Raw genomic sequence first — 19,588 nt, forward strand, 5'->3', positions numbered from 1 at the left:
AGCGGACGACGGCGGGAGGCACCCGCCGTCGTCCGCTTGGCGACGCCCTGGCGGGGCTGCGGGAGGCGGCGCTTGCCGGGGTTTCGGTGATTCCAGACCTGGCGGTCACGCGCGGGCGGCTGCGGCTGATCGCCGAGCATCCCGAGCTGGCCAGCCGGAGTTACGAGTCCCTGGCGCCGCAGCGCGAGCGCGCCCGGGCGTACCTTGTTTCGGCAGGAGTCGACGAGGATGTGGCGGGGTATCTGTGCGCCGCGTTCGTGGGCGCCACGTTCGAGGCCTGGATGCGGTGGGCCGCGGGGACGGATCCGGATCCCGTCCCCTATCTGGTGGCGGCCGCCGGGGTGCTGCGCCTGCCGTAGCACCCCGATTAAACGCAAGCGGACGACGGCGGGAGGTCCGCTTGCGTTTGCGGCATTTACTGTCTGTGGTGTTCAGCAGTGGCCACGCGGGCCTCGCGCGAATCCGTCTTGTTTGCCGGGAGGCCGGCGGGCCCGCTTCTCGGCCACGGGAAGTCTCCGCTTCACGATGGCTCTCCCGCCGGTTCCCGGTAGGTGCTTTCCGGAACATCAGTGATGAACATGTGTCCGGGAGCGTGGCCGATGGCGAAGGAGGGCCTGGATGCCATCACTGCGCTCTGCGGTGTCACGCCGCAGGCCCAGAAAACCGGCACCTCCCCTGGCCGGATCTCCACCGCATCCCCGAAGTCGGGGCGGTTGATGTCGGCAATGCCCAGATCCTCCGGTGACCCGACGTGGACCGGGCTGCCGTGGACCTTCGGCACTTCCGACGTGACCCTGACGGCGGTTTCAACCAGCCCGGGCAGCATCGGGCGCATGGAGACCACCATGGGGCCGTGGATCCTGCCGGCAGGGGTGCACTCGACGTTTGTGCGGTACATGGGGACGTTGCGGCCGGTTTCGGTGTGCCGCAGCGGGATCCCTTCGCTGGCCAGCGCGGCTTCGAAGGTGAAGCTGCAGCCGATGAGGACGGCCACCATGTCGTCACGCCAGACTGACGCGACGTCGGTGACCTCCTCGGCCAGTTCGCCGTCCACCCACACCCGGTAGGCGGGGATATCGGTGCGGATATCGGAGCCGGGCGCCAGGGCGCTTTCATACTGTCCCGCCGGAATGATGTCGATGACGGGGCAGGCTTTGGGGTTCAGCCGGCAGAATTCGATGAACTCATCGGCGTAGTCTGCCGTGACCGCTATCAGGTTCGCCTGGGTGTAGCCGTCGCTCCAGCCGGAGGTGGGGGTGACCAGGCCGTTGCGGAACTTCAGGCGTGCGTCGGCGGGGGCCAGGAGGGCGTGTGGCTGGCTCACTTGGACTCCACAAGTTCAGCCGGCGCCTGCCCGGCCTGCAGGTATTCCTCATCCTCGGCAACGTTGGAGTCGCGGCCCAGGGCCAGGCCAACCAGGGTCAGCAGGCAGGCGACGCTGAGGTAGACGGCCACCGGGACCCAGCTGTCATAGGTGCTCAGCAGGAGGGTGAACATAAACGGTGCGATGGCGCCGCCGATGATGCCGGCGAACGTGTAGGCCAGTGAGCTGCCGGTGGAGCGGAGCCGCGGCGAGAACTGCTCGACGACGAACGCTGCCTGGGGTCCGTACATAAACGAGTGGCAGAGCAGGCCCAGCACGATGCCCACGACCAGCATGACCGGGGACCGTCCCTCAAGAACGATGAAGAACAGGTAGGACCAGACGGCAGCGCCAACTGCGGCGATTCCGTAAACCATGCGGCGGTTGATGCGGTCGGAGATGGCTCCGGCGAGAGGCATGGTGAAGATCTGGAGGGCTGACCCGATCAGGACGGCGACGAGAACCTGGCCGCGGTCGAAGCCGAGCTCCTGGATGCCGTAGGTGAGCGTGAAGACGGTGCACATGGCGTACAGAACGTCCGGGCCGATGCGGCTGAGCATGGCGGCGATGAGGGGCCGGCGCTGGGTGGCCAGCACTTCGCGGATGGGGGCCTTGGGCTTGTCGCCCCGGGCTTCCATGGCCTTGAAGATGGGGGTGTCTTCGAGCTTGAGCCGGATCCAGAGCCCGAAGGCCACCAGCAGCGCGGAGATCAGGAACGCGATGCGCCAGCCGAAGCTCAGGAAGTCTTCTTCGGACAGGGTCAGGGTGAGGACGGCGAGTGCGCCGTTGGCCATGAGGTTGCCGGCGGGCGGGCCGATCTGTGCGGCAGAGGCCCAGAATCCGCGCTTGTTCGGGTCGCCGAATTCGCTGGAGAGCAGGACCGCGCCGCCCCATTCGCCGCCGACGCCAACGCCCTGGGCGAAGCGGAGGAACACGAGGATGGCGGGGGCGATGACGCCGATGTTGTCATACGTGGGCAGCAGGCCGATGAGGAACGTGGCCACGCCGATCAGCATCAGCGTAATGACCAGGATCTTCTTGCGGCCGATCTCGTCCCCGAGCCGGCCGAAGATGATGCCGCCAACGGGGCGGGAAATGTAGCCCACGGCGTAGGTGGAGAAGGCCAGCAGGGTGCCCGTGACCGGGTCCGAGGCCGGGAAGAAGATGAGCGGGAAAACGATCGCAGCCGCGGCGGAGTAGACGGCGAAGTCGTAGAACTCCAGCGCGGTTCCGGTCAGGCTGGCCGCGAATGCCTTGTACATGTCCTTGCGCGCCACCGGGGGCTTTGCGTCAACGGGGGCCATTGCTTGGGGAGTGGCCATGTTAATCCTCCATGAAGAGAGTTGATGTCATCCGAGTGCGGGATGGATGGTGCTGGTGCCTGCTTCTGTCCTCGCCTGCGGCGTTGCAAGGTGGGACATTTGGGCGTCTGGGCGGCTTGCCGTCAGGATGGCTGCGGAAGTCGGAACTGCGACGATCGTTGGATTGTTGAACAATCCTCTTGTTGAACAAGCTACGCGACGCAGATCACACCGTCAAGGGGTTCATGGGATTCAGACGCCGCCGGCAGTTCCGGAGTTGAGGGCAGCGGGGCATCGCAGGAGGAGCCGGGTGTTGGGCTACTTCGAGGGCAGGGAAGCGGACGACGGCGGGAGACTCCCGCCGTCGTCCGCTTCCGTTTGGTGCCTACTGGCTGAAGGGGACCTTCTCCCAGCTCAGGACATCATTGCTGTCGCTGCTGTTGCCGACAACCGTGAACCTGACGTAGTTCGTGGCGTTGGCCGATCCGTCCACGGTGATGCGCTGCAGGTCATCTGCGGCGGGCTTGCCGTAGACATCCAGCCACGGTGAACCCTCCGCCAGCGGCTGGTTCTCGGCAAAGACGTGGCTGTCGCCGTTGATGAGATAGACCGGGCGGTCAAAGCGGTTGGTCTCTTCAATGATGGCCGCAACGATCTCCCGGAACCCGGAGACTGTTTCCGGGTTGGCAGTGGCCGCGGCGAGCAGCGACGGATCAAACATGTCGGCCTGCGTCATCAGCACCACGGCGCGGTCGTTGCGGCGCTCGGCGTCGGTGAACGTGTCACGTATCTGGCCCAGGACGGCATCCGTCCGGTGCTCAACTTCGGCCAGCTGCTCGGGCGTGGGTGTGGTTTCGCCCAGGCCGCTCCATGGAAGCAGCGAGTTGTTGCTGCCCTGGACGTTCACCACGGAGAAGGCCACGCGGTTCTGGGTGAAGCGGACATTTTCCGGAAGCCCAAGCTTCTCTTGCGTCTTGACCGGCATGGTTGCGCCCAGGGTCTTGCCGGGCTCGTCGAAGAAGACGTCCCGCAGCTTGTCCAGCCGTTCCAGCGGGTTGTAGGCGCCGTTGTTAGTGCGGTGGCAGTCCACCCACTCGTTGTCGCCCGGGGTGAAGACCAGCGGGTGCTCGAAAGTGTCGAACTGTGAGCGGATGTCGGCGAAGTACTCATCTGAGCACACCGAGGAGCCGTTCTTGATGTCGCCCACATGGGTGACGAACTTCAGCGCCCTGTCGCCGTTGATGTCCTGGATGCGGGACGGGAACTTGGCGATTTCGGCGGCGCCGTAGGGAATGTCGCCGATGACGCCAAAGGTGAAAGCCTGGCTGTCAGAGGTGTTATTGGCTGCGATGGCGGGCTGGGACGCAAGGAGGCCGAGCGCCAGGACGGCCGCCGCCGTCGTCGTTTTCACGGTCTTTGAAGGCATGGTGGTGTTCCTGTGTCTGCTGAGTGGGGGCGGCTTTAGAGCGTGCGGGCGGCGAGGAACTGTTCCAGCGCCTCAAGGTCGTCGGTGTTGATGTGGTCCACGCCGGCGTCGAAGAGTTCGTTCCAGACAGCTTCGCGTGCGGCGCCGGGCTGGTCAGGGGTGGCCCAGAAGCGGACCCGGTAGCCCTGGGCGTGTGCCTCTGTCACGTATGCGTGGAGCTTGGTGCGTTCTGCCTCGGGCATGGGGCCCACGCCCTGCCAGGTGAAGAGCTTGGTCCAGTTGTCGCTGATCAGCGGCATCAGCCCGGCAGGCATGCCGGAGGTGAGGTCGGCGGAGCGTCCGTCATAGAAGCCGAACCGCTTTTCCTGCGCCTGCATGGTGGCCAAGGGGCGGTTTCCGCTGATGACGGCGGTGACGGGCCCGGTTTTGGTGGTGCCGTTGCTGTAGCGGCTCATGATGTCCCGGTGCTCGGCCAGTTCCTGCTCGATGGCGGCGTAGGTGGCCTCGCCCTCACTCTTGATGTCGATCAGGAGCTGCAGGCTGCCGTCCCAGTGCGGGTAAACGCTGTGGCCCTGGTTCCGCACCAGCTCGTCCAGGGGATCGAGGTAGAGGCTCTCGAGCGTTACTCCGGGCTTGGCGTCCTCGAGGTCGTGGGCCACCAGCAGTTCGCCGTCCACCAGCCACACGTCGGCTTCGACGCTGGTGAAGCCGTGCTCCAGGGCGTCGAACAGGGGTCGGTCGTGCTCATAGTCGTTGTGGGCATGGGCTGCGGCCAGCGGCTGTCCGAGGACCACGGACGACGGCGCATTGGCGGGATTTGCGGCCGGCGGGGCGGCGATTCCGGTCAGGGAGGTGAGGGCTACGAGGGCTGTGACGGCGCTTTTCAGGAACACGGGGTTCTCCTTGGTACAGCAGGGTCGGTTCATTTCCCAGGCGATGGAGGCGCTGGGCGGCGGTGCGTGAAAAGACTTCCTGCTGCCGGAGAACGGGCGTTGCGCCAACGGTTTCGGGACGGTGAACAGGAGGCGTCGTTTGGACCATATGGCTACGGCCGCTCGCCTACGTCCGCGGGTTTTGAGGGAGGAGAGGATCAGGCCACAGCGTTATGGCGTGATTTCGATACCATGCCAGCATGAGCACACGTGATACTCCTGCGCAGATCGGCGACCTTCCGCCGATCGGACGCCCGGCGAACAGCGCCCTGCTCGAGGCAGGCATTAGCACTTTGGCTCAAGTTGCTGCCTGCAGCCGCAGCCAATTGCTCGCCATGCACGGCGTGGGGCCCAAGGCTGTCCGGATTCTGGAAGCCGCGCTCCAGGCTCAAGGGCTACGGTTCGCTGGCTGACCACCCACCCTGCATTCTCCGGGCTGGAAACACCAGGATGCCCGCCGCCTGGGTGACGTTATCCAATTCCCGGGCGCCCGCACGGATCAGCAGGCATAAGCTGATATCAGCACGTCTCTTCCAGCGCCGGGAGGTCATCATGGACACTGAAACCGCCGATGTTATCGGCCATGATGTCACCACCATCGTCTGCGTGTGCGGCAACACCGTCAGCAAGGACGGGTTGATTCAGGCCAACTCACAAGGCGTCCCCGTCCACAACGGAGAGAACACTCCGGTCCCCGCGGAGCTGGCGGAATGGCCTGCGGATGAGGATCTCTACACGCTGTGTCCCTCATGCGGCCGTGTGTACCGTGACTCGGTCATCGAAGAGACCGGGACCGCGCCCGTTGCTTTCCGGGTCGACGTCGCCGCCGGCCCAATTGCCGAGGCAATCCGGGTGCACTGGGACCTAAGCACCTAGCCCAGAAACTGGCAGAGCGGACGACGGCGGGAGGTCCCGCCGTCGTCCGCTCATAACTGGTGCGGCAAGAGTCAGTTCTTGACGACGTCCAGCTCGATCACGGCCCAGGACAGCGCCGGCAGCGTCAACCGGAGCTCGGAGCCGCTCGCCTTCGCGCCTTCCAGCGGCTTGAGCCCCACCTGGTCCTGACGGCTTTGGGTGTTGGCCGTGAAACGGTCCCCGCCTTCCGGGATTTCCAGGACCTCGGCACGGACCACCCGGCGGGCGTCGAACCCGCGCAGGGCGACCTCGACGTCGGCAGCTTCCTCAAGGCCGCGGTTCGCGAAGAACAGTGCCACGCGACCCGTTTCCTCGTTCCACGTTGCACTGACGTCCACCAGGTCGGTGCCGCCGAAGCGGGCATTCTCGTACTTGTCCGAGTCAACAGACAGCCGCAGGATCTGGCCCTTGGCCAGCTCCGCCATGCGGGCGAACGGGTGGAAGATGGTCTGCTTCCATGCCGGTCCGTTTTCCTCGCTGAAGATCGGTGCAATGACGTTGACCAGCTGCGCCTGGTTGGCGATCTTGACGCGGTCGCCGTGGCGGAGCAGCGAGTTCAGCAGGGTGCCCACCACCACGGCGTCCGTCACGTTGTACTTGTCCTCGATGACCCGGGGGTGCTCGCGCCAGCCCGCCTTGGCGACGTTGTGCGGCTGGTCCTCGGTGTCCAGGCCGCGCTGGTACCAGACGTTCCACTCGTCGAAGGACAGGTTGATGTGCTTTTTGTGTTTGCCCTTGGCACGCACGGCGTCGGCGGTGGCGATCACGGACTCGATGAAGTAGTCCGTGTCCACGGCGCTGGCGAGGAAGCTGCCGACGTCGCCCTCGTTTTCCTGGTAGTAGGCGTGGAGGGAGACGTAGTCCACCTCGTCGTAGGTGTGCGTCAGGACCGTCTGCTCCCAGTCGCCGAATGTCGGCATGGCGGAGCTGGAACTTCCGCAGGCCACCAGTTCGATGTCCGGGTCCACGAAGCGCATGGCCTTGGCGGCTTCCTGAGCCAGGCGGCCGTATTCCTCAGCGGTCTTGTGGCCGATCTGCCACGGCCCGTCCATCTCGTTGCCCAGGCACCAGAGCTTGATGTCGAAAGGATCCTTGTGGCCATTCTTGGCGCGGAGGTCTGACCAGTAGGTGCCGCCGGGGTGGTTGGCGTATTCCACGATCTCGCGGGCTGCATCCACTCCCCTGGTGCCCAGGTTGATGGCTTCCATGATTTCCGTGCCGGCCTGGCGGGACCAGTCCACGAATTCGTGCAGGCCGAACGCGTTGGTCTCCACGGTGTGCCAGGCGCCGTCCAGCCGGCGGGGACGGTTCTCCCGCGGGCCGATGCCGTCTTCCCAGTTGTAGCCGGAGACGAAGTTGCCGCCGGGGTACCGGATGACGGTGGCGCCGAGCTCCTTGACGAGCTTGAGCACGTCCTGGCGGAAGCCGTTCTCATCAGCCTCCGGGTGGCCCGGCTCGTAGATGCCGGTGTAGACGCAGCGGCCCATGTGCTCCACGAAGGAGCCGAACAGGCGGCGGGGTACTTCGCCGATGGTGAAGTCGCGGTCGAGGGTGATCCGTGCGCGTGACATGTGCAGTATCTCCTTGGTTGTAGAACAGGTCTTTTGGTGAGTGGTAAGTAAGGTGCCGGTTCAGGTTCCGGCGAGTCCCGTCGTCGCGACGCCCTTGATGATCTGGCGCTGGAAGAACAGGAAGACGAGGATCAGGGGCAGTGCCGCGAGGAGCGCGGAGGCCATGTTCTGCGCGTACTGGATGCCGTACGCGCTCTTGATGGTTTGCAGCCCCACCGGAAGGGTGAGGAGCGCGCCGTCGTTCGTGGCGATGAACGGCCACAGGAAGTTGTTCCAGGCACCGATGAACACAAAGATCGCGACGGCGGCCAGGATGGGCTGGGACAACGGCAGGATGATCTGGGTGAAGATCCGCAATCGGCTGGCACCGTCCATCACAGCGGCTTCTTCAAGTTCGCGGGGAATCTGGTCGAAGAACTTCTTGAGCACGAACACCATGGCCGGGTGGATGACCTGCGGCAGGATGATGGCCCACGAGGTATCGATCAGGTGCAGCGCCAGCATTTGGTAGAAGAGCGGGATGATGAGGACCGGCGGCGGGATGATGATGGAGGCAATGATCACCGTCATCAGCACCTTCTTGCCTTTGAAGTCGATCCGGGACAGGGCGTAGGCCACCAGCGCCGAGATCACCAGCGTGATCGCCGTGATGGCCGCCGAGGTGTAGAACGAGTTCCAGGTCCAGAGCGGGATGTTGCCGTCCTGGAACACCTTGACGAACGCTTCAGCAGTAAAGCCCGACGGCGGCATCCAGCTGACCTTCGGAGCTGCGGCATCCGTCTCGGTCTTGAAGGCGGTGGCCGTGGCCCAGGCGAACGGAATCATCCACAGCACGGCGATGAACGCCGCCACAACGAGCGCGGCAATCTTGCCTGCGGTCATCTTCTTGCGGGGTTTTCGGGCCTCTTGGCTGGTGTTGGTGCGGGGAGTGGGACGCGTGAGGGTAGGGATTGCCATGGTTATGCACTCCTGCGGCGGGTGATGACGAACTGCATGACCGAAACGAGCACGATCAGTCCGAAGAAAATGTAGGAGATGGCTGCGGAGTACCCCAGCCGGTAGCCGGTGAAGCCGGTTTCAAAGATGTACTGCACCACCGGGCGGGTTGATCCTCCGGGCCCGCCGGCGGTCATCTGGTACACCTGATCGAAGATCTTCATGGACGCGAGGATCTGGAGGAGCACGATCATCACCGTGGTGGGGGTCAGCTGCGGCAGGGTGATCGAGAAGAACTGCCGCCATGCTCCGGCGCCGTCCAGGGACGCTGCTTCGTAGTGCTGTGCGGGGATGTTCTGCATCGCGGCCAGGTACAGCAGGAAGTTGAACCCCACGGTCCACCACAGCGTGGCGATGACAATCGCCCACATGGCCACGTTGGGATCGTTGAGCCAGGCGACTTTGGGGAGGCCGATCTTGGAGAGGGAGTCATTGATCAGGCCAAGCTGCGGGTTGTACATCCAGGTGAAGAACAGCGAGACCACGGTGGAGGCCAGCAGGTACGGGGCAAAGTAGGAGAGCCGCCACAGCCACTGGGCCGGCAGCCCGACGTTCAGCAGGGCCGCCATCACCAGGGCCACGAGGACCAGCGGGACGGTGCTGATGACGGTGAAGTAGAACGTGTTTCCCAGGGAGCGCCACATATCGGCGTCGGCCAGTGCCTCGGCGTAGTTCGCGAAGCCGATCAGGCTGTCATTGGCGCCGGTCAGGGACTTGCCGGTGAGGCTCATGTAGATGCCGTAGAGAATGGGCCATACCAGGAAGACCAGGAAGAAGACCAGGAACGGGGTGGCGAATCCCCAGCCGCTCAGGTTGCTCCTGGTCCGGCTCTGTGAGGGGCGGCGCGATGGTTGGGGTTGGGTCGCTGTGGCGATGTCCGGCTGGCCGGTGCTGCGCCGGGACGCTAGTGAAGAACTCATGAAGGACTCCTTTGTCGCTCGGTGCGGTTAGACCGGATTGGGCCGGGAAAGAAGGGTGTTGGTGCGGCGTTCAAAGGCGTCCCAACCTTCGGCCGCCTTGTCGCGGCCCAGGAGCACGTTCTGGACGTTCTCCGCAAAGTAGGTCTGCCAGTCCGAGCCCGAGCCGCTGAACCAGGCTTCGGGATCGTAGGCGATGATGTCCGCTGCGTTGGCGTAGTGGATCTGCGGCGTGAGGTCGGCGTAGGCCTGCGACTGGACCACGGGCTGGTAGGCCGGAATGTGCCCGGCTTCGGCCCAGGAGATGGATCCTTTGAGGACGTCGCTCACGAACTTGTAGACGTCCCGCCGTTTCGCGTCATCCACGTTCAGCTGCCGCGGCAGGACGAACGAGTGCGAGTCTGCGTAGGCTGCCGGCGTTCCGTACAGCGTGGGAATGGTGGCAGCGTCCACCGGAAGTCCGGCTTTCTTGAGCGTGGGCAATTCCCACACTCCGCTGAACAGCATTCCCGAGTCGCCGCGGGCGAACTCCGCGATGCCCGTGCTGATGTCGCCGGCCTTGGCAGCGATGGTGTCGTCAAAGAGCGATGCCATGAATTCCAAGGACTCAATCGCGGCGTCGCGGTCCACTTTCATCGGCTGGCCCGGGATCAGTTCCATATCCGCGCCATGCTGCTTGTAGAGCGTGTAGAACAAGCGCCACATCTGGGAGCCACTGCCGAGGTATCCGAAGGACAAACCATGGGCCTGGGTGACCTTCTGCATTTCCCTGGCCATGGCCATAAACTCCTGCGGAGAATTTACTTCCTGCAGTTGTCCGTTGCCGCCGAGGACGCCGGCTTTGCGGGCGATGTCCGTGTTGTAGAACATGACGAACGGGTGCGAATCCAGGGCGATGGAGAACACCTTGCCGTTCTGCTGGCTCTTCTCCCAGATGCGCGGCGCAAAGTTTTCAGCGGTGACGCCGTGCTGGGCCAGCAGGCCCATGTCCCAAGGGTCAATAAGCCCGCCGGGGGCGTATCCGGGAACCCGGCTGGCATGCATGATCGCGACTTCCGGCGGCCGCCCGCCGGCCGATGCCATGGCCAGTTTGGTGTAATACGGCGGGCCCCAGGCCAGGACCGTGGGTTGGACCTTGAAGCCGGGGTTGGCCTGGTTGGCTCTGTTGATCATGGCCTGCATCTTGATGCCGTCACCGCCGGACAGCAGGTGCCAGAACCCGATGTCCCGCGGGCCAGAGGCTTGGGCGTTTCCGCCGCAGCCGGTCAGGCCGCCTGCTACCAGGACGCTGCCTAAGGCTGCCGTTCCCGTCAATAACTGCCGTCGGGACACTTGCTTCCCGAAAAATTCAAACTGCTTCACCCGTCACTCCTTTGGATGGGTCCGCGGAAAGGTCACTTCTTGTTGCTCAAAACTCCGGTTCCGGTGCGTCCCCGTTCCCGGGCCGATGCCTTCAGGGGGTGACGCACGCCTTACATTACATCGATGTAATGGACAGGGCAAGAGAAAATTGTTAGCGCACACAATCCGGTGGGCTGCTCTCGTTTCAGATGCGGGTGCTGTCCCGCTCCACGATGGTGTAGTCCACGGAAACCACGCGCTGCTCGTGGCCCCTGTCGGCCATCCGCTCCGTGAGCAGGCGGAGGGCTTCGCTGGCAATGGCACGCTTGTCGAAGGAGACCGTGGTCAGTGACGGAACCGCGTAGCGGCCGTCGGCGATGTCATCAAAGCCCGCCACCGCGATGTCCTCCGGGATGCGCAGGCCCCTCTTCCACAGCACGCTCAGGGCGCCGATGGCCATGGAATCCGTGAAGCAGAACAGCGCCTCGGGAAGGGGGTGGGAGTCGAGGTAGGCGGTGAGCGCATCGGCAGCAGTCTGCGGCGTCCACTTTTCGCAGGGAATCAGCAGTGACTCGTCGCGTTCGATGCCGAGGATCTCCAACGCCTCCTCATAGCCCTGGGTTCGCTGTATGGCCGCAGCCGATCCCCTGCCCTGGGTGGTTCCCAAAACGGCGATCCGTCGGCGCCCGGACTGCGCCAGGGCGAGCGTCATGTCGCGGGCGGCAGCGAAGCTATCCACGAAGACGCGGTCGGCGAGCCTTTGCGTGACCTCGCCGAGCAGGACCACGGGCGGAAGGGCAACGCCCACCTGGACGGCGCTCTCGTCCAGCACCACAGGGTTGAGGATCAGCCCGTCGATCAGGTTGGAGCGGGCACGCACCATAAGTTCGTGCTCGCGCTGGGGATCGGAGCCGGTTTCCTCGATCTGCACGATCCAGCCCTGCTCGTGCGCCACTTCCACAATGTGGTGGGCAATTTCTGCTGAGTATGGCGTGCCAAGATCCGGCAGGGCCAGCGCAATCACGCCGGACCTTCCGTTGCGCAGTCCGCGGGCGGAGAGGTTGGGCACGTAATCCAGATCAAGAATGGCCTGCTCCACCTTGGTCCTGGTGGCCCCGCTCACCGGAATGATCCCGTTCATCACGTTCGAGACAGTCTTGGGTGAAACGCCGGCACGAAGCGCGACATCCTTGACCGTTGCGCGCACTGCTCCCCTTTCAAAACCTTCTGGGCCAAAGCCGGCGGCCAGTGAATGGCGCTGCGGATGACCTGCTGACGATGTTACCTCCCGCCTCGGCGAGAGGCGGCGGAAGCGTCTTGACAGGGAAATTGTTAGCGCTCACAGTTGGTGGAGCGAAACTTACCTTCACCCGAAAGCCGAGCACATGAAGAACTGGGCAGGAAATCTCAACTACTCATCAGCGGACGTCCTGCGCCCGGAGTCGGTGGCTGAGCTCGCCCAGGTGGTGGCGCGTTCCAGCCGGGTCAAGGCCCTGGGATCGCGACACTCCTTCAACCGCATCGGGGACACGGACGGCGTGCACGTGCTGCTGGATGCACTGCCGCAGCAAATCGAGCTGGACGCGGAACAGCAGAGCGTCCGCGTCAGCGGCGGAGTGAGCTACGGCGCCCTGTGCCGTACGCTGCAGCAGTCCGGCGTGGCCATCCACAACCTGGCGTCGCTCCCCCACATTTCCGTGGCGGGGGCAGTCCAGACGGGCACCCATGGATCCGGTGTGAACAACCCCTCCCTGGCCGGAGCGGTGGAGGGCATTGATCTGGTCCGGGCCTCCGGCGAGCAGGTATCGCTGTCCCGCGGGGACGGCGAGGAGTTCCTGGGCAGCGTGGTGGGCCTGGGCGCTCTGGGCATCGTCACCGGCCTCCAGCTTGCCGTCCGGCCGAGCTTCAGCATGCGCCAGCGTGTTTTGGAAAACCTGCCGTGGGAACGGGCGCTGGCGGATTTCACGCAGCTGGTGTCCAGCGCCTACAGCATGAGTCTTTTCACCGATTACGCGGGCGATAGCATCAGCCAGGTCTGGCTCAAGGCGCTGGACTCGGAGCCTCCCATCGGTGAATTGTTCGGCGCCACGGCAGCCACCGGCCCGCGGCACCCGTTGCCGGGGATGTCGGCCGAGAACTGCACAGTCCAGATGGATAAGCCCGGGCCATGGCTGGACCGGCTGCCGCACTTCCGCCACGAGTTCACACCCAGCAAGGGTGAGGAACTGCAAAGCGAATTCATCCTGCCGCTGGAACAGGCACCAGCTGCGATCCAGGCCGTCCGGAGCCTGGCGGACAAGCTTGCACCCCTGCTGTTTGTCTCCGAAATCCGGACCGGCGCCGCGGACGAATTCTGGCTCAGCCCCTTCTACCGGCAGCAGAGCGTTGCGCTGCACTTCACCTGGAAGCCGCTGCAGCCGCAGGTGGAAGCCGTACTTCCGGAGCTCGAGGACCTGCTTCGGCCCTTCGTGGCCAGGCCGCACTGGGGCAAGCTTTTCACGCCCGACGGTCACGACTGGGACTCCCTCTACCCCCGCTTAACGGATTTCCGCTCGCTGGCATCGGCGCACGATCCGGAGGGAAAATTCCGCAACGGGCTGCTGGACAGCATCCTCGGCGTCCCGGCGGTGAGCTCACGCTAAGCAGCACACACCACCAGTCCTCAATCGGACGACGGCGGGACACCCCGCCGTCGTCCGTTTGCGTTTGGTGCTGCTCCCCTACAGCGCCGACCAGCCGCCGTCGGAGGCGAGGATGGTGCATGGCTGCCGCGGTCAGACGGCCGGCTGATGCTGGGTGATGCAATGGATGCCGCCGCCCCGGGCGAAGATGGCGCGGGCATCGACCGTCACCACTTCGCGGCCCGGATACGCCTGCTCCAGGATCCGGCGGGCTCCCGCGTCCGCGGGGTCGTCGAAACTGCAGGCGATGACGCCTCCGTTCACCACCAGATGGTTGATGTAGCTGTAGTCGACCCAGTCGAGCTCGTCGCGCAGCGTGTCCGGGGCCGGTACCTCCACGATGTCCCAGGCACGGCCCTGCGCGTCCCGGGTCCCGGCGAGCATCGCGATAATATCGGCGGTGATCTGGAAGTCCGGGTGCAGTGGGTTGCGCTGGGAGTGGACCAGCAGCACACCGGGGGACGGGATAGCGGCCACGATGTCAACGTGTCCGCGGGTTCCGAGTTCCTGCGAATCACGGGTCAGCCCGCGTGGCAGCCAGATGACATGCGTGGCGCCGATGGTGCGGGCCAGCTCGGCTTCGACGTCAGCCTTGGTCAGGTGCGGGTTCCGGAACTTATCCAGCTGCACCGTCTCGGTGACCAGCACGGTGCCCAGACCGTCCACCTGGATCCCGCCGCCTTCATTGACCAGCGGGCTGTCCAGCAGCTCCGCCCCGGCCTCCCTCACCACTTCCGCACCGACCCCGGAATCCTTGCCCCAGCTGGCCCATTCCTGCTGCCCCCAGCCGTTGAAGACCCAGTCCACCCCGCCCAGCCGGCCGTCGTCGCCGGTCACGAATGTGGGCCCGATGTCCCGCATCCAGGCATCGTCGAGGGGCGCTTCCACCAGGTCAATGCCAGCGGAAAGATAGGTCCGCGCTGCAGTCATGTCCGGCGGGTCCACGACCATGGTGACAGGCTCGAAATCCGCCACAGCATGCGCCACCGCTGCCCACGCCGTGCGGGCCTCATGGGTTTCCTCCGCGGTGTGCCCTATCGAGGATCGCTCCGGCGGAAATGCCATCCAGACCCTTTCCTGGGGTGCCGTTTCGCTCGGCATCATCCAGGTCATGGCTGGGCCGCGGTCTGCTGTGCGGATACCGCCCCGTACGGACGGTCGAAATCGACGTCCCGGGTGAGCTCGGCATAGGTGTCGGGGCGGCGCGTGGTCAGGAGCGGGAACAGGTCCAGCCAGTCCTTGCGCTGGTCCAGGTCGAGATCGGCCACCAGGACGGCTTCCCGGTCCCGCGGCGCTTGGACCAGGACGCGGCCGTAGGGATCGGAAATGAACGAGGAACCGTAGAAGTTGATGTCGCCTTCGTCGCCCGTCCGGTTGGGGACCACCATGAACGTGCCGTTCGTGATGCCGTGGCCTGTGATCACGTGCTGCCACAGCGGCTGGTGGTCGAACTCCGGGAAGGTCGGCTCCGAGCCGATAGCCGTGGGGTAGACCAGGATTTCCGCGCCGGCCAGCGAATACAGCCGGGCGACCTCCGGGAACCATTCGTCCCAGCAGGTGGGGAGTCCGACGGCGGCCCCGTCCAGTTCCGCGGGGCGGTGCACGGGGTGGGCGTCGACGGCCGGCCCGGCACGGAAGTACGTGTCCTCGTAGTAGCCGGCGCTGACGGGAATGTGGGTCTTGCGCGTGCGTGCCAGCAGCTCCCCCTGGGGCGAGACGAGGATGGCGGTGTTGAAGCCCAGCCCGTCGTTTCCGTCTGAGCGCTCGTAGAGCGAGGCGTGGACGGTGACGCAGTGCTTCCGGGCCGCGTTGGCGGCGAACTCGAAGGTGGGGCCGCTGAGCAGGTCCTCGGCATTCCGGGCGGGGTTACTGCCGGCCCGGACGTTGGCAGGATATTTGGACAGCGTAAGTTCCGGCAGGAACACGGCCCTGGCTCCGGCGTCGGCGGCTTTGCCGATGGCCCCGGTCAGCACCGACCTGAGCTCGGCGGCGTTTTCGCGCCAGCGGTGCTGGACCAGGGCCACTCGGAGCGGCCGGCGGGTGCTTTCCTGGCTCCGGGCGAAAGAGGCGGGCGGTTCGGTGTTGGCGATGATGTCCAAGGCGGTGTTTCCTAACGGGACCCTAGGGGTCCTTGCATAATCGCGGGATTCCGCTGGAATCGCGTCGTTTGATAAGTGGTTGAGAGTTGGGTCGGTGGTTCATTTGCCCAGACCCTGTCCGGAAGGTTCCTGCAGGGTCGTCGGGCGTGCTGTGGTGAGTGAGTCGATGGCCGTCGTCAACAGGGAACGCGCGTGGTCTGTGGTGATGAAACCGTTGAGCCAGCGGCCGGAGATCCCTTCCACCAAACTGGTGAGGATCTCCGCAGTGACTGCGGCCTCGTCCTCGCTGGTGCCTTCGCTGGCGGCCACGATGGCCTGGGCGATCTCGCGGTTCCATTCCGCCGTTGTCCGGGAAAGCGGTTCCGCCAGCTCCTGTTCGAAGATGGAGCACGCCCGGAGCTCGTTCCAGGCCACCGAATTCCGGCGGACATCAGCGTCGTCCTTGATTTCGTCAAGGAGCAGGTGCCTGAAGTGCCGGGCGCGGTCTTCCGCGTCAGGGGAGGAGGGGGCGGCGTCGTCCTTGCTGACCTGCTTGTTGATGTGTTCAAGCGTTGCGGCAAGCAGGCCGGCCCGGTCGGTGAAGTGGTAGTACAGGAGGCCCGGCGAAACACCGGCTTCTGCAGCCACATCGTTGACCCGCATTCCCCGGACGCCGTTCCTGGCGATGCAGGTGGTGGCGGCGGTGAGGATCTTGGCTAGTTTGTCAGTCATGGTTTGACAGTAATACGTGCTCACCCCGCTCCGGTCCGGCCTCGGCCAGGGAGGCAGGCGGTTCGGGCCAGAGCCGGAGCGCCGCGAGATAGCCGACGGCTCCGATGACTGTGGAGCCAAGGAAGCTGAGGTCGATTCCTCCGGCGAGCTGCGAGAGCGGACCGGCGTAGAGGGATGTGTCCGTGGCCAGCAGGCCGAATGCTGATCCGATGGCCCAGGGGATCACGGCCCGGAGGTTCCAGCCGTTGCTGAACCAGTACCGTCCGCGAGGTCCGTTGGCGCGAAAGAGCTGGAGGTCTGCGGCGTGGTATGTGCCGCGGCGGGCGACCAGGAAGCCCAGGACGTTGATGGCCACCCAGGGGCCGGCGAATCCGTTGAGCACCAGGGTCATGGCGGTGATGGAGTCCACCGCGTTGAACACGAAGACACCAAGGTAGAGGAGTCCGACGGCGATCACCGACGTGATGAGCGTGGTGTGGATGCGGCGCAGGCGCGGGAAGAGTGCTTCGAGGTCCAGGCCGCTGGCGTAGAGGTTGAGCACGCCCTGGCCTAGCCCGCCGGCCAACGCGATGATGAGGATTGGGAGCAGGTACCAGGCCGGCGCGGACCGCACCAGGTCTGCGACATAGGAGCCGCCGAGTTCCGGGATGGCCGAGGCTGTGAAGGCGCCGAAGAGGGCAGTGACAAACAGGCCCAGGAACACACCAAGGCAGGTGGCGCCGACCACGGACCGGTCCGAGTGGAGTTTCCCGGAGATGCGCCGGCTGTAGTCGCCCAGCGTGGGCGCGTAGGACAGTGGGCCTCCGACGGAAATGACGGCGGACAAAATCCAGGTGGGCCAGAAATCGCCCAGAAGGTAGTCGGCGTGCACGGTGGTGGGGCTGAACGTTGGAGCGAAAGCAACGACGCCGATGAGCAGCAGAATGCCGACCACTGGGGCGACAAATTTCTGCATCGCCACCACGGTGCCGTGGCCAAAAAGCGCAACCAATACGATTTCCACGGAGATCACGGCGTAGCCGATGGCCAGCGTGGTGCCGTCAACGGACACGCCCAGCAGCCGCTCGGCGGCGGCAACCAGCGCGTCGCCCGAAGTCCAGACCGCGATGGCGGCGTACGCAAGGGCGAACAACAGGGTCAGGGCGGAACCGATCAACCTCCCGCGGGTGCCGAAGTGTGCGGCGCTGGAAACGGTGTTGTTGGTGCCGGTCCGTGGCCCCAGGAGGGCCATCGGGGCGATCAGGGCTGTACCAACGAGGAGACCGGTGAGGCTGGCCGTGGCGGCGCCGACGAAGTCCAGGCCGAAGGTGATGGGAAGCCAGCCGAAAACGATGACCGAGAAGGCGAAGTTGCCGCCGAAGAACACGGTGAACAGGTTCCGGGGGCGGGAGGTGCGTTGTTCGTCGGGGATGAACTCAATGCCGGCCGACTCAATGCGGCCGAAGCGGTCCTTGTGCGCGGATGCGGCACCGACGGAATCCGCGTCTTTGCGGAAGCGCGTGCTGATCATGGCAAGCCTTCGTGAGCTACATCACGTTGATGTATCGCATCAACCATAAGGCCTGACTGAATTTTCAGTCAATAGCTGATCCACAACACGCATCTCCGCCACCATGCAGCACCGGACGGGTCGGAGCGGCCGGCGTCCGGCTGAACTGTGGTGGGGCCTTGCGGTGGTGGGTGATGGACGACGGCGGGACCTCCCGCCGTCGTCCATTTCCGTTTTGTCAGGCGTCGCTTAACGCGAGGTTGCTGGAGAGTTCGCGGTGCGCGTCGGCCTGGAGCTGGAGGGCCTTTCCTCGGGTCTCGAAGACGCCCACGGCGTCGGCTCCGGCGGCGAACCGCAGCGGGGGTTCGTCCAGTTCGGCCAGCTGGATCAGCGCGTCGGCGAGCTTGGCCGGGTCCCCGCCCTGGAGGCCGTTCATGCCCTTCCACGCGGTGACCGTCTGCGCGGTGCGTTCGGCGTAGTCCCCGATGGTGGATTCCGCGTAGCTGGTGGATTCCGGGGTGAGCAGCTCGGCGCGGAAGAACCCCGGCTCCACGATCATGGAGCGGATGCCGAACGGTGCGACCTCGAGTGCCAGGGATTCCGCCCAGCCTTCCACGCCGAACTTCGACGCGGCGTAGGCGGACAGGAACTCGCCGCCTGCGAGGCCGGCGGTGGAGGAGATGGTGACCACCAGGCCGGAGCGCTGGGCGCGCAGGACCGGCAGGGCAGCGCGGGTGACGTTCATGGGACCGAACATGGTGGTTTCGATCTGTTCCGTTTGATGCCAAACCCAGCAGCTGTAGCCTGTACGTCCGGTCCGGTGACGCCACGGCTCCGAATCCCTAGTAGAGATCAGCAACGGAAGGCGGGCATGAGCGTTCGGCAGGAATCCGCGACGTGGGTGGCTACGCTGCGGCGGCACACAATTCCAACAGAGCTGGGCCCGTGCACTGTGCGAGTCCAACAGGGCATCGGAAGCGGGGCTCCGGCGTCCGGCACACCGGAGGTGTACCTGCACGGCGCCGCGGGATCCTGGGCCACCTTCCGGCCGCTGCTTTCCGAAGCATCGCACCACGATCGTGTCCTGATTGACCTGCCGGGCTGGGGCGAATCCACTAAGGGAGCCCGGCTGGAACACTTCGGCATCGAGACGATGACACGCGCAGTCACCGATGTACTGAACTTGCTCAACTACCCGCGATGGAACCTCGTGGGCCACTCCATGGGAGGCTTCCTGGCTTTGCATATTGCCGCGACGTGGCCGGAGCGGACCGCCAGCGTGGCTGCCATTTCGCCCACAACATTCGGCGTGTCTGAGGCCGCCCGCGAGCCACTGCGCAGCCTGTCCCGGTTCCCGGCGTTTGTCGGCATGATGCTGCTCATGCGCTCACTGGCGGCCCTAGGTCCAGCAGGGCTGGCAATGGTCCGCGCAGTCGGTGCCACACCCGTGATGGGACCGTTGATGTCACCGTTCTTCGCAGATCCCCCAGGCATGTCAGCTGGGGTGATCCGCGGGCTCGGCCATAACGCCCGTCCGGCCAGCTTCTCCGCGGCTGCCCGGGCAGTGGCGCACTACGACTTTAACCAGTGGCGCGGCATCCGCTGCCCCGTGCTAGCAACCCGCGGGGAAACTGATGTATTCACGTCTCCCTCCGACCTGGACCGGCTGGCCGCCACAGTGCCGCAAGTCCAGACTGTGACGATCCAGCATTGCGGGCACTTCGCCAACGTCGAGCAGCCGGAACAGGTGCAACGACTTCTCGAGGACATGTGGTCACTGTGACCGGGCAGCGTGGCCAAGCGGACGACGGCGGGACGTCAGCTGCGGGCGCAGGTTGAACTAGCC

Annotated in this window: 19 protein-coding genes; 5 read left to right on the forward strand and 14 right to left on the reverse strand. The window is 65.1% G+C overall.

Annotation, left to right across the window (positions count from 1 at the left end):
* The first annotated feature begins 86 nt into the window (after positions 1 to 86).
* Positions 87 to 359 (forward strand): hypothetical protein, encoded by a 273-nt coding sequence (locus ACX80M_RS10750; protein WP_252611019.1) that lies wholly within the window; start codon positions 87 to 89, stop codon positions 357 to 359.
* A gap of 161 nt (positions 360 to 520) precedes the next feature.
* Here ACX80M_RS10750 and ACX80M_RS10755 read toward each other — a convergent pair whose 3' ends face one another.
* The 4 genes from ACX80M_RS10755 to ACX80M_RS10770 all read right to left on the reverse strand — a co-directional run bounded on the left by ACX80M_RS10755 (position 521) and on the right by ACX80M_RS10770 (position 4,983).
* The gene (locus tag ACX80M_RS10755; protein ID WP_252611021.1) at positions 521 to 1,324 is read right to left on the reverse strand and encodes a putative hydro-lyase; all 804 of its coding nucleotides are present in this window, start codon (positions 1,322 to 1,324) and stop codon (positions 521 to 523) included.
* Entirely contained in the window at positions 1,321 to 2,685 is a 1,365-nt protein-coding gene (locus ACX80M_RS10760) for an MFS transporter (protein WP_374210100.1), read from the reverse strand. The genes ACX80M_RS10755 and ACX80M_RS10760 overlap by 4 nt, the downstream gene beginning before the upstream one ends.
* Before the next feature lie 364 nt (positions 2,686 to 3,049).
* Entirely contained in the window at positions 3,050 to 4,090 is a 1,041-nt protein-coding gene (locus ACX80M_RS10765; RefSeq protein ID WP_459309620.1) for a hypothetical protein, read from the reverse strand.
* A gap of 35 nt (positions 4,091 to 4,125) precedes the next feature.
* Positions 4,126 to 4,983: a phosphatidylinositol-specific phospholipase C/glycerophosphodiester phosphodiesterase family protein gene (locus ACX80M_RS10770; RefSeq protein WP_252611025.1), complete on the reverse strand. Its 858-nt coding sequence runs from the start codon at positions 4,981 to 4,983 to the stop codon at positions 4,126 to 4,128.
* Positions 4,984 to 5,222: 239 nt separating this feature from the next.
* Between ACX80M_RS10770 and ACX80M_RS10775 the strand changes: the two genes are divergently transcribed.
* The gene (locus ACX80M_RS10775) at positions 5,223 to 5,435 is read left to right on the forward strand and encodes a helix-hairpin-helix domain-containing protein (protein WP_459309621.1); all 213 of its coding nucleotides are present in this window, start codon (positions 5,223 to 5,225) and stop codon (positions 5,433 to 5,435) included.
* A gap of 139 nt (positions 5,436 to 5,574) precedes the next feature.
* A complete protein-coding gene (locus ACX80M_RS10780) occupies positions 5,575 to 5,898 on the forward strand; it encodes a hypothetical protein (RefSeq protein ID WP_252600406.1) in 324 nt (107 codons plus the stop codon).
* A 71-nt stretch (positions 5,899 to 5,969) separates the two neighbouring features.
* Here the strand turns inward: ACX80M_RS10780 and arfA are convergent, their stop codons facing one another.
* From arfA to ACX80M_RS10805, 5 genes are all read right to left on the reverse strand, one after another.
* Positions 5,970 to 7,508, reverse strand: coding sequence for an arabinosylfuranosidase ArfA (gene arfA, locus ACX80M_RS10785; protein WP_459309622.1), 1,539 nt, complete (start codon positions 7,506 to 7,508; stop codon positions 5,970 to 5,972).
* Positions 7,509 to 7,568: 60 nt separating this feature from the next.
* A complete protein-coding gene (locus ACX80M_RS10790) occupies positions 7,569 to 8,465 on the reverse strand; it encodes a carbohydrate ABC transporter permease (protein WP_252614665.1) in 897 nt (298 codons plus the stop codon).
* Between the two features lie 2 nt (positions 8,466 to 8,467).
* Positions 8,468 to 9,424, reverse strand: a complete 957-nt coding sequence (locus tag ACX80M_RS10795; RefSeq protein WP_459309624.1) for a carbohydrate ABC transporter permease — start codon at positions 9,422 to 9,424, stop codon at positions 8,468 to 8,470.
* 27 nt (positions 9,425 to 9,451) lie between these two features.
* Positions 9,452 to 10,783 carry an extracellular solute-binding protein gene (locus ACX80M_RS10800; protein WP_459309625.1) on the reverse strand — a complete coding sequence of 444 codons (1,332 nt, stop codon included), beginning with the start codon at positions 10,781 to 10,783 and terminating at the stop codon, positions 9,452 to 9,454.
* A 184-nt stretch (positions 10,784 to 10,967) separates the two neighbouring features.
* Positions 10,968 to 11,969, reverse strand: a complete 1,002-nt coding sequence (locus ACX80M_RS10805) for a LacI family DNA-binding transcriptional regulator (RefSeq protein WP_459309627.1) — start codon at positions 11,967 to 11,969, stop codon at positions 10,968 to 10,970.
* A gap of 178 nt (positions 11,970 to 12,147) precedes the next feature.
* Here ACX80M_RS10805 and ACX80M_RS10810 point away from each other — a divergent pair, with 178 nt between their 5' ends.
* On the forward strand, positions 12,148 to 13,404 hold the full coding sequence (locus ACX80M_RS10810) for a D-arabinono-1,4-lactone oxidase (protein WP_459309628.1): 1,257 nt from the start codon (positions 12,148 to 12,150) through the stop codon (positions 13,402 to 13,404).
* 132 nt (positions 13,405 to 13,536) lie between these two features.
* Here ACX80M_RS10810 and ACX80M_RS10815 read toward each other — a convergent pair whose 3' ends face one another.
* The 5 genes from ACX80M_RS10815 to ACX80M_RS10835 form a co-directional block, all read right to left on the reverse strand.
* Entirely contained in the window at positions 13,537 to 14,556 is a 1,020-nt protein-coding gene (locus ACX80M_RS10815; RefSeq protein ID WP_459309630.1) for an agmatine deiminase family protein, read from the reverse strand.
* Complete coding sequence (locus ACX80M_RS10820) at positions 14,553 to 15,542, reverse strand: nitrilase-related carbon-nitrogen hydrolase (RefSeq protein WP_459309631.1); 990 nt, start codon at positions 15,540 to 15,542, stop codon at positions 14,553 to 14,555. Before ACX80M_RS10820 ends, ACX80M_RS10815 begins: the two co-directional genes overlap by 4 nt.
* A gap of 99 nt (positions 15,543 to 15,641) precedes the next feature.
* On the reverse strand, positions 15,642 to 16,253 hold the full coding sequence (locus ACX80M_RS10825; protein ID WP_252600391.1) for a TetR/AcrR family transcriptional regulator: 612 nt from the start codon (positions 16,251 to 16,253) through the stop codon (positions 15,642 to 15,644).
* Complete coding sequence (locus ACX80M_RS10830) at positions 16,246 to 17,763, reverse strand: purine-cytosine permease family protein (protein ID WP_252611045.1); 1,518 nt, start codon at positions 17,761 to 17,763, stop codon at positions 16,246 to 16,248. The genes ACX80M_RS10825 and ACX80M_RS10830 overlap by 8 nt, the downstream gene beginning before the upstream one ends.
* A 217-nt stretch (positions 17,764 to 17,980) precedes the next feature.
* The gene (locus ACX80M_RS10835; protein ID WP_459309633.1) at positions 17,981 to 18,664 is read right to left on the reverse strand and encodes an SDR family NAD(P)-dependent oxidoreductase; all 684 of its coding nucleotides are present in this window, start codon (positions 18,662 to 18,664) and stop codon (positions 17,981 to 17,983) included.
* Between ACX80M_RS10835 and ACX80M_RS10840 the strand changes: the two genes are divergently transcribed.
* On the forward strand, positions 18,614 to 19,525 hold the full coding sequence (locus ACX80M_RS10840) for an alpha/beta fold hydrolase (RefSeq protein ID WP_252600385.1): 912 nt from the start codon (positions 18,614 to 18,616) through the stop codon (positions 19,523 to 19,525). The genes ACX80M_RS10835 and ACX80M_RS10840 overlap by 51 nt on opposite strands.
* Positions 19,526 to 19,588: the final 63 nt, after the last annotated feature.

Source organism: Pseudarthrobacter sp. MDT1-22, from assembly GCF_054511035.1.

What these genes read in the sequence shown, in the direction of transcription:
- ACX80M_RS10760 (WP_374210100.1), bottom strand. Translation starts at nt 2,685, where the DNA reads ATGGCCACTCCCCAAGCAATGGCCCCCGTTGACGCAAAGCCCCCGGTG.
- ACX80M_RS10780 (WP_252600406.1), top strand. Translation starts at nt 5,575, where the DNA reads ATGGACACTGAAACCGCCGATGTTATCGGCCATGATGTCACCACCATC.
- ACX80M_RS10775 (WP_459309621.1), top strand. Translation starts at nt 5,223, where the DNA reads ATGAGCACACGTGATACTCCTGCGCAGATCGGCGACCTTCCGCCGATC.
- ACX80M_RS10825 (WP_252600391.1), bottom strand. Translation starts at nt 16,253, where the DNA reads ATGACTGACAAACTAGCCAAGATCCTCACCGCCGCCACCACCTGCATC.
- ACX80M_RS10830 (WP_252611045.1), bottom strand. Translation starts at nt 17,763, where the DNA reads ATGATCAGCACGCGCTTCCGCAAAGACGCGGATTCCGTCGGTGCCGCA.
- ACX80M_RS10815 (WP_459309630.1), bottom strand. Translation starts at nt 14,556, where the DNA reads ATGACCTGGATGATGCCGAGCGAAACGGCACCCCAGGAAAGGGTCTGG.
- arfA (WP_459309622.1), bottom strand. Translation starts at nt 7,508, where the DNA reads ATGTCACGCGCACGGATCACCCTCGACCGCGACTTCACCATCGGCGAA.
- ACX80M_RS10790 (WP_252614665.1), bottom strand. Translation starts at nt 8,465, where the DNA reads ATGGCAATCCCTACCCTCACGCGTCCCACTCCCCGCACCAACACCAGC.
- ACX80M_RS10795 (WP_459309624.1), bottom strand. Translation starts at nt 9,424, where the DNA reads ATGAGTTCTTCACTAGCGTCCCGGCGCAGCACCGGCCAGCCGGACATC.
- ACX80M_RS10810 (WP_459309628.1), top strand. Translation starts at nt 12,148, where the DNA reads ATGAAGAACTGGGCAGGAAATCTCAACTACTCATCAGCGGACGTCCTG.
- ACX80M_RS10840 (WP_252600385.1), top strand. Translation starts at nt 18,614, where the DNA reads ATGAGCGTTCGGCAGGAATCCGCGACGTGGGTGGCTACGCTGCGGCGG.
- ACX80M_RS10765 (WP_459309620.1), bottom strand. Translation starts at nt 4,090, where the DNA reads ATGCCTTCAAAGACCGTGAAAACGACGACGGCGGCGGCCGTCCTGGCG.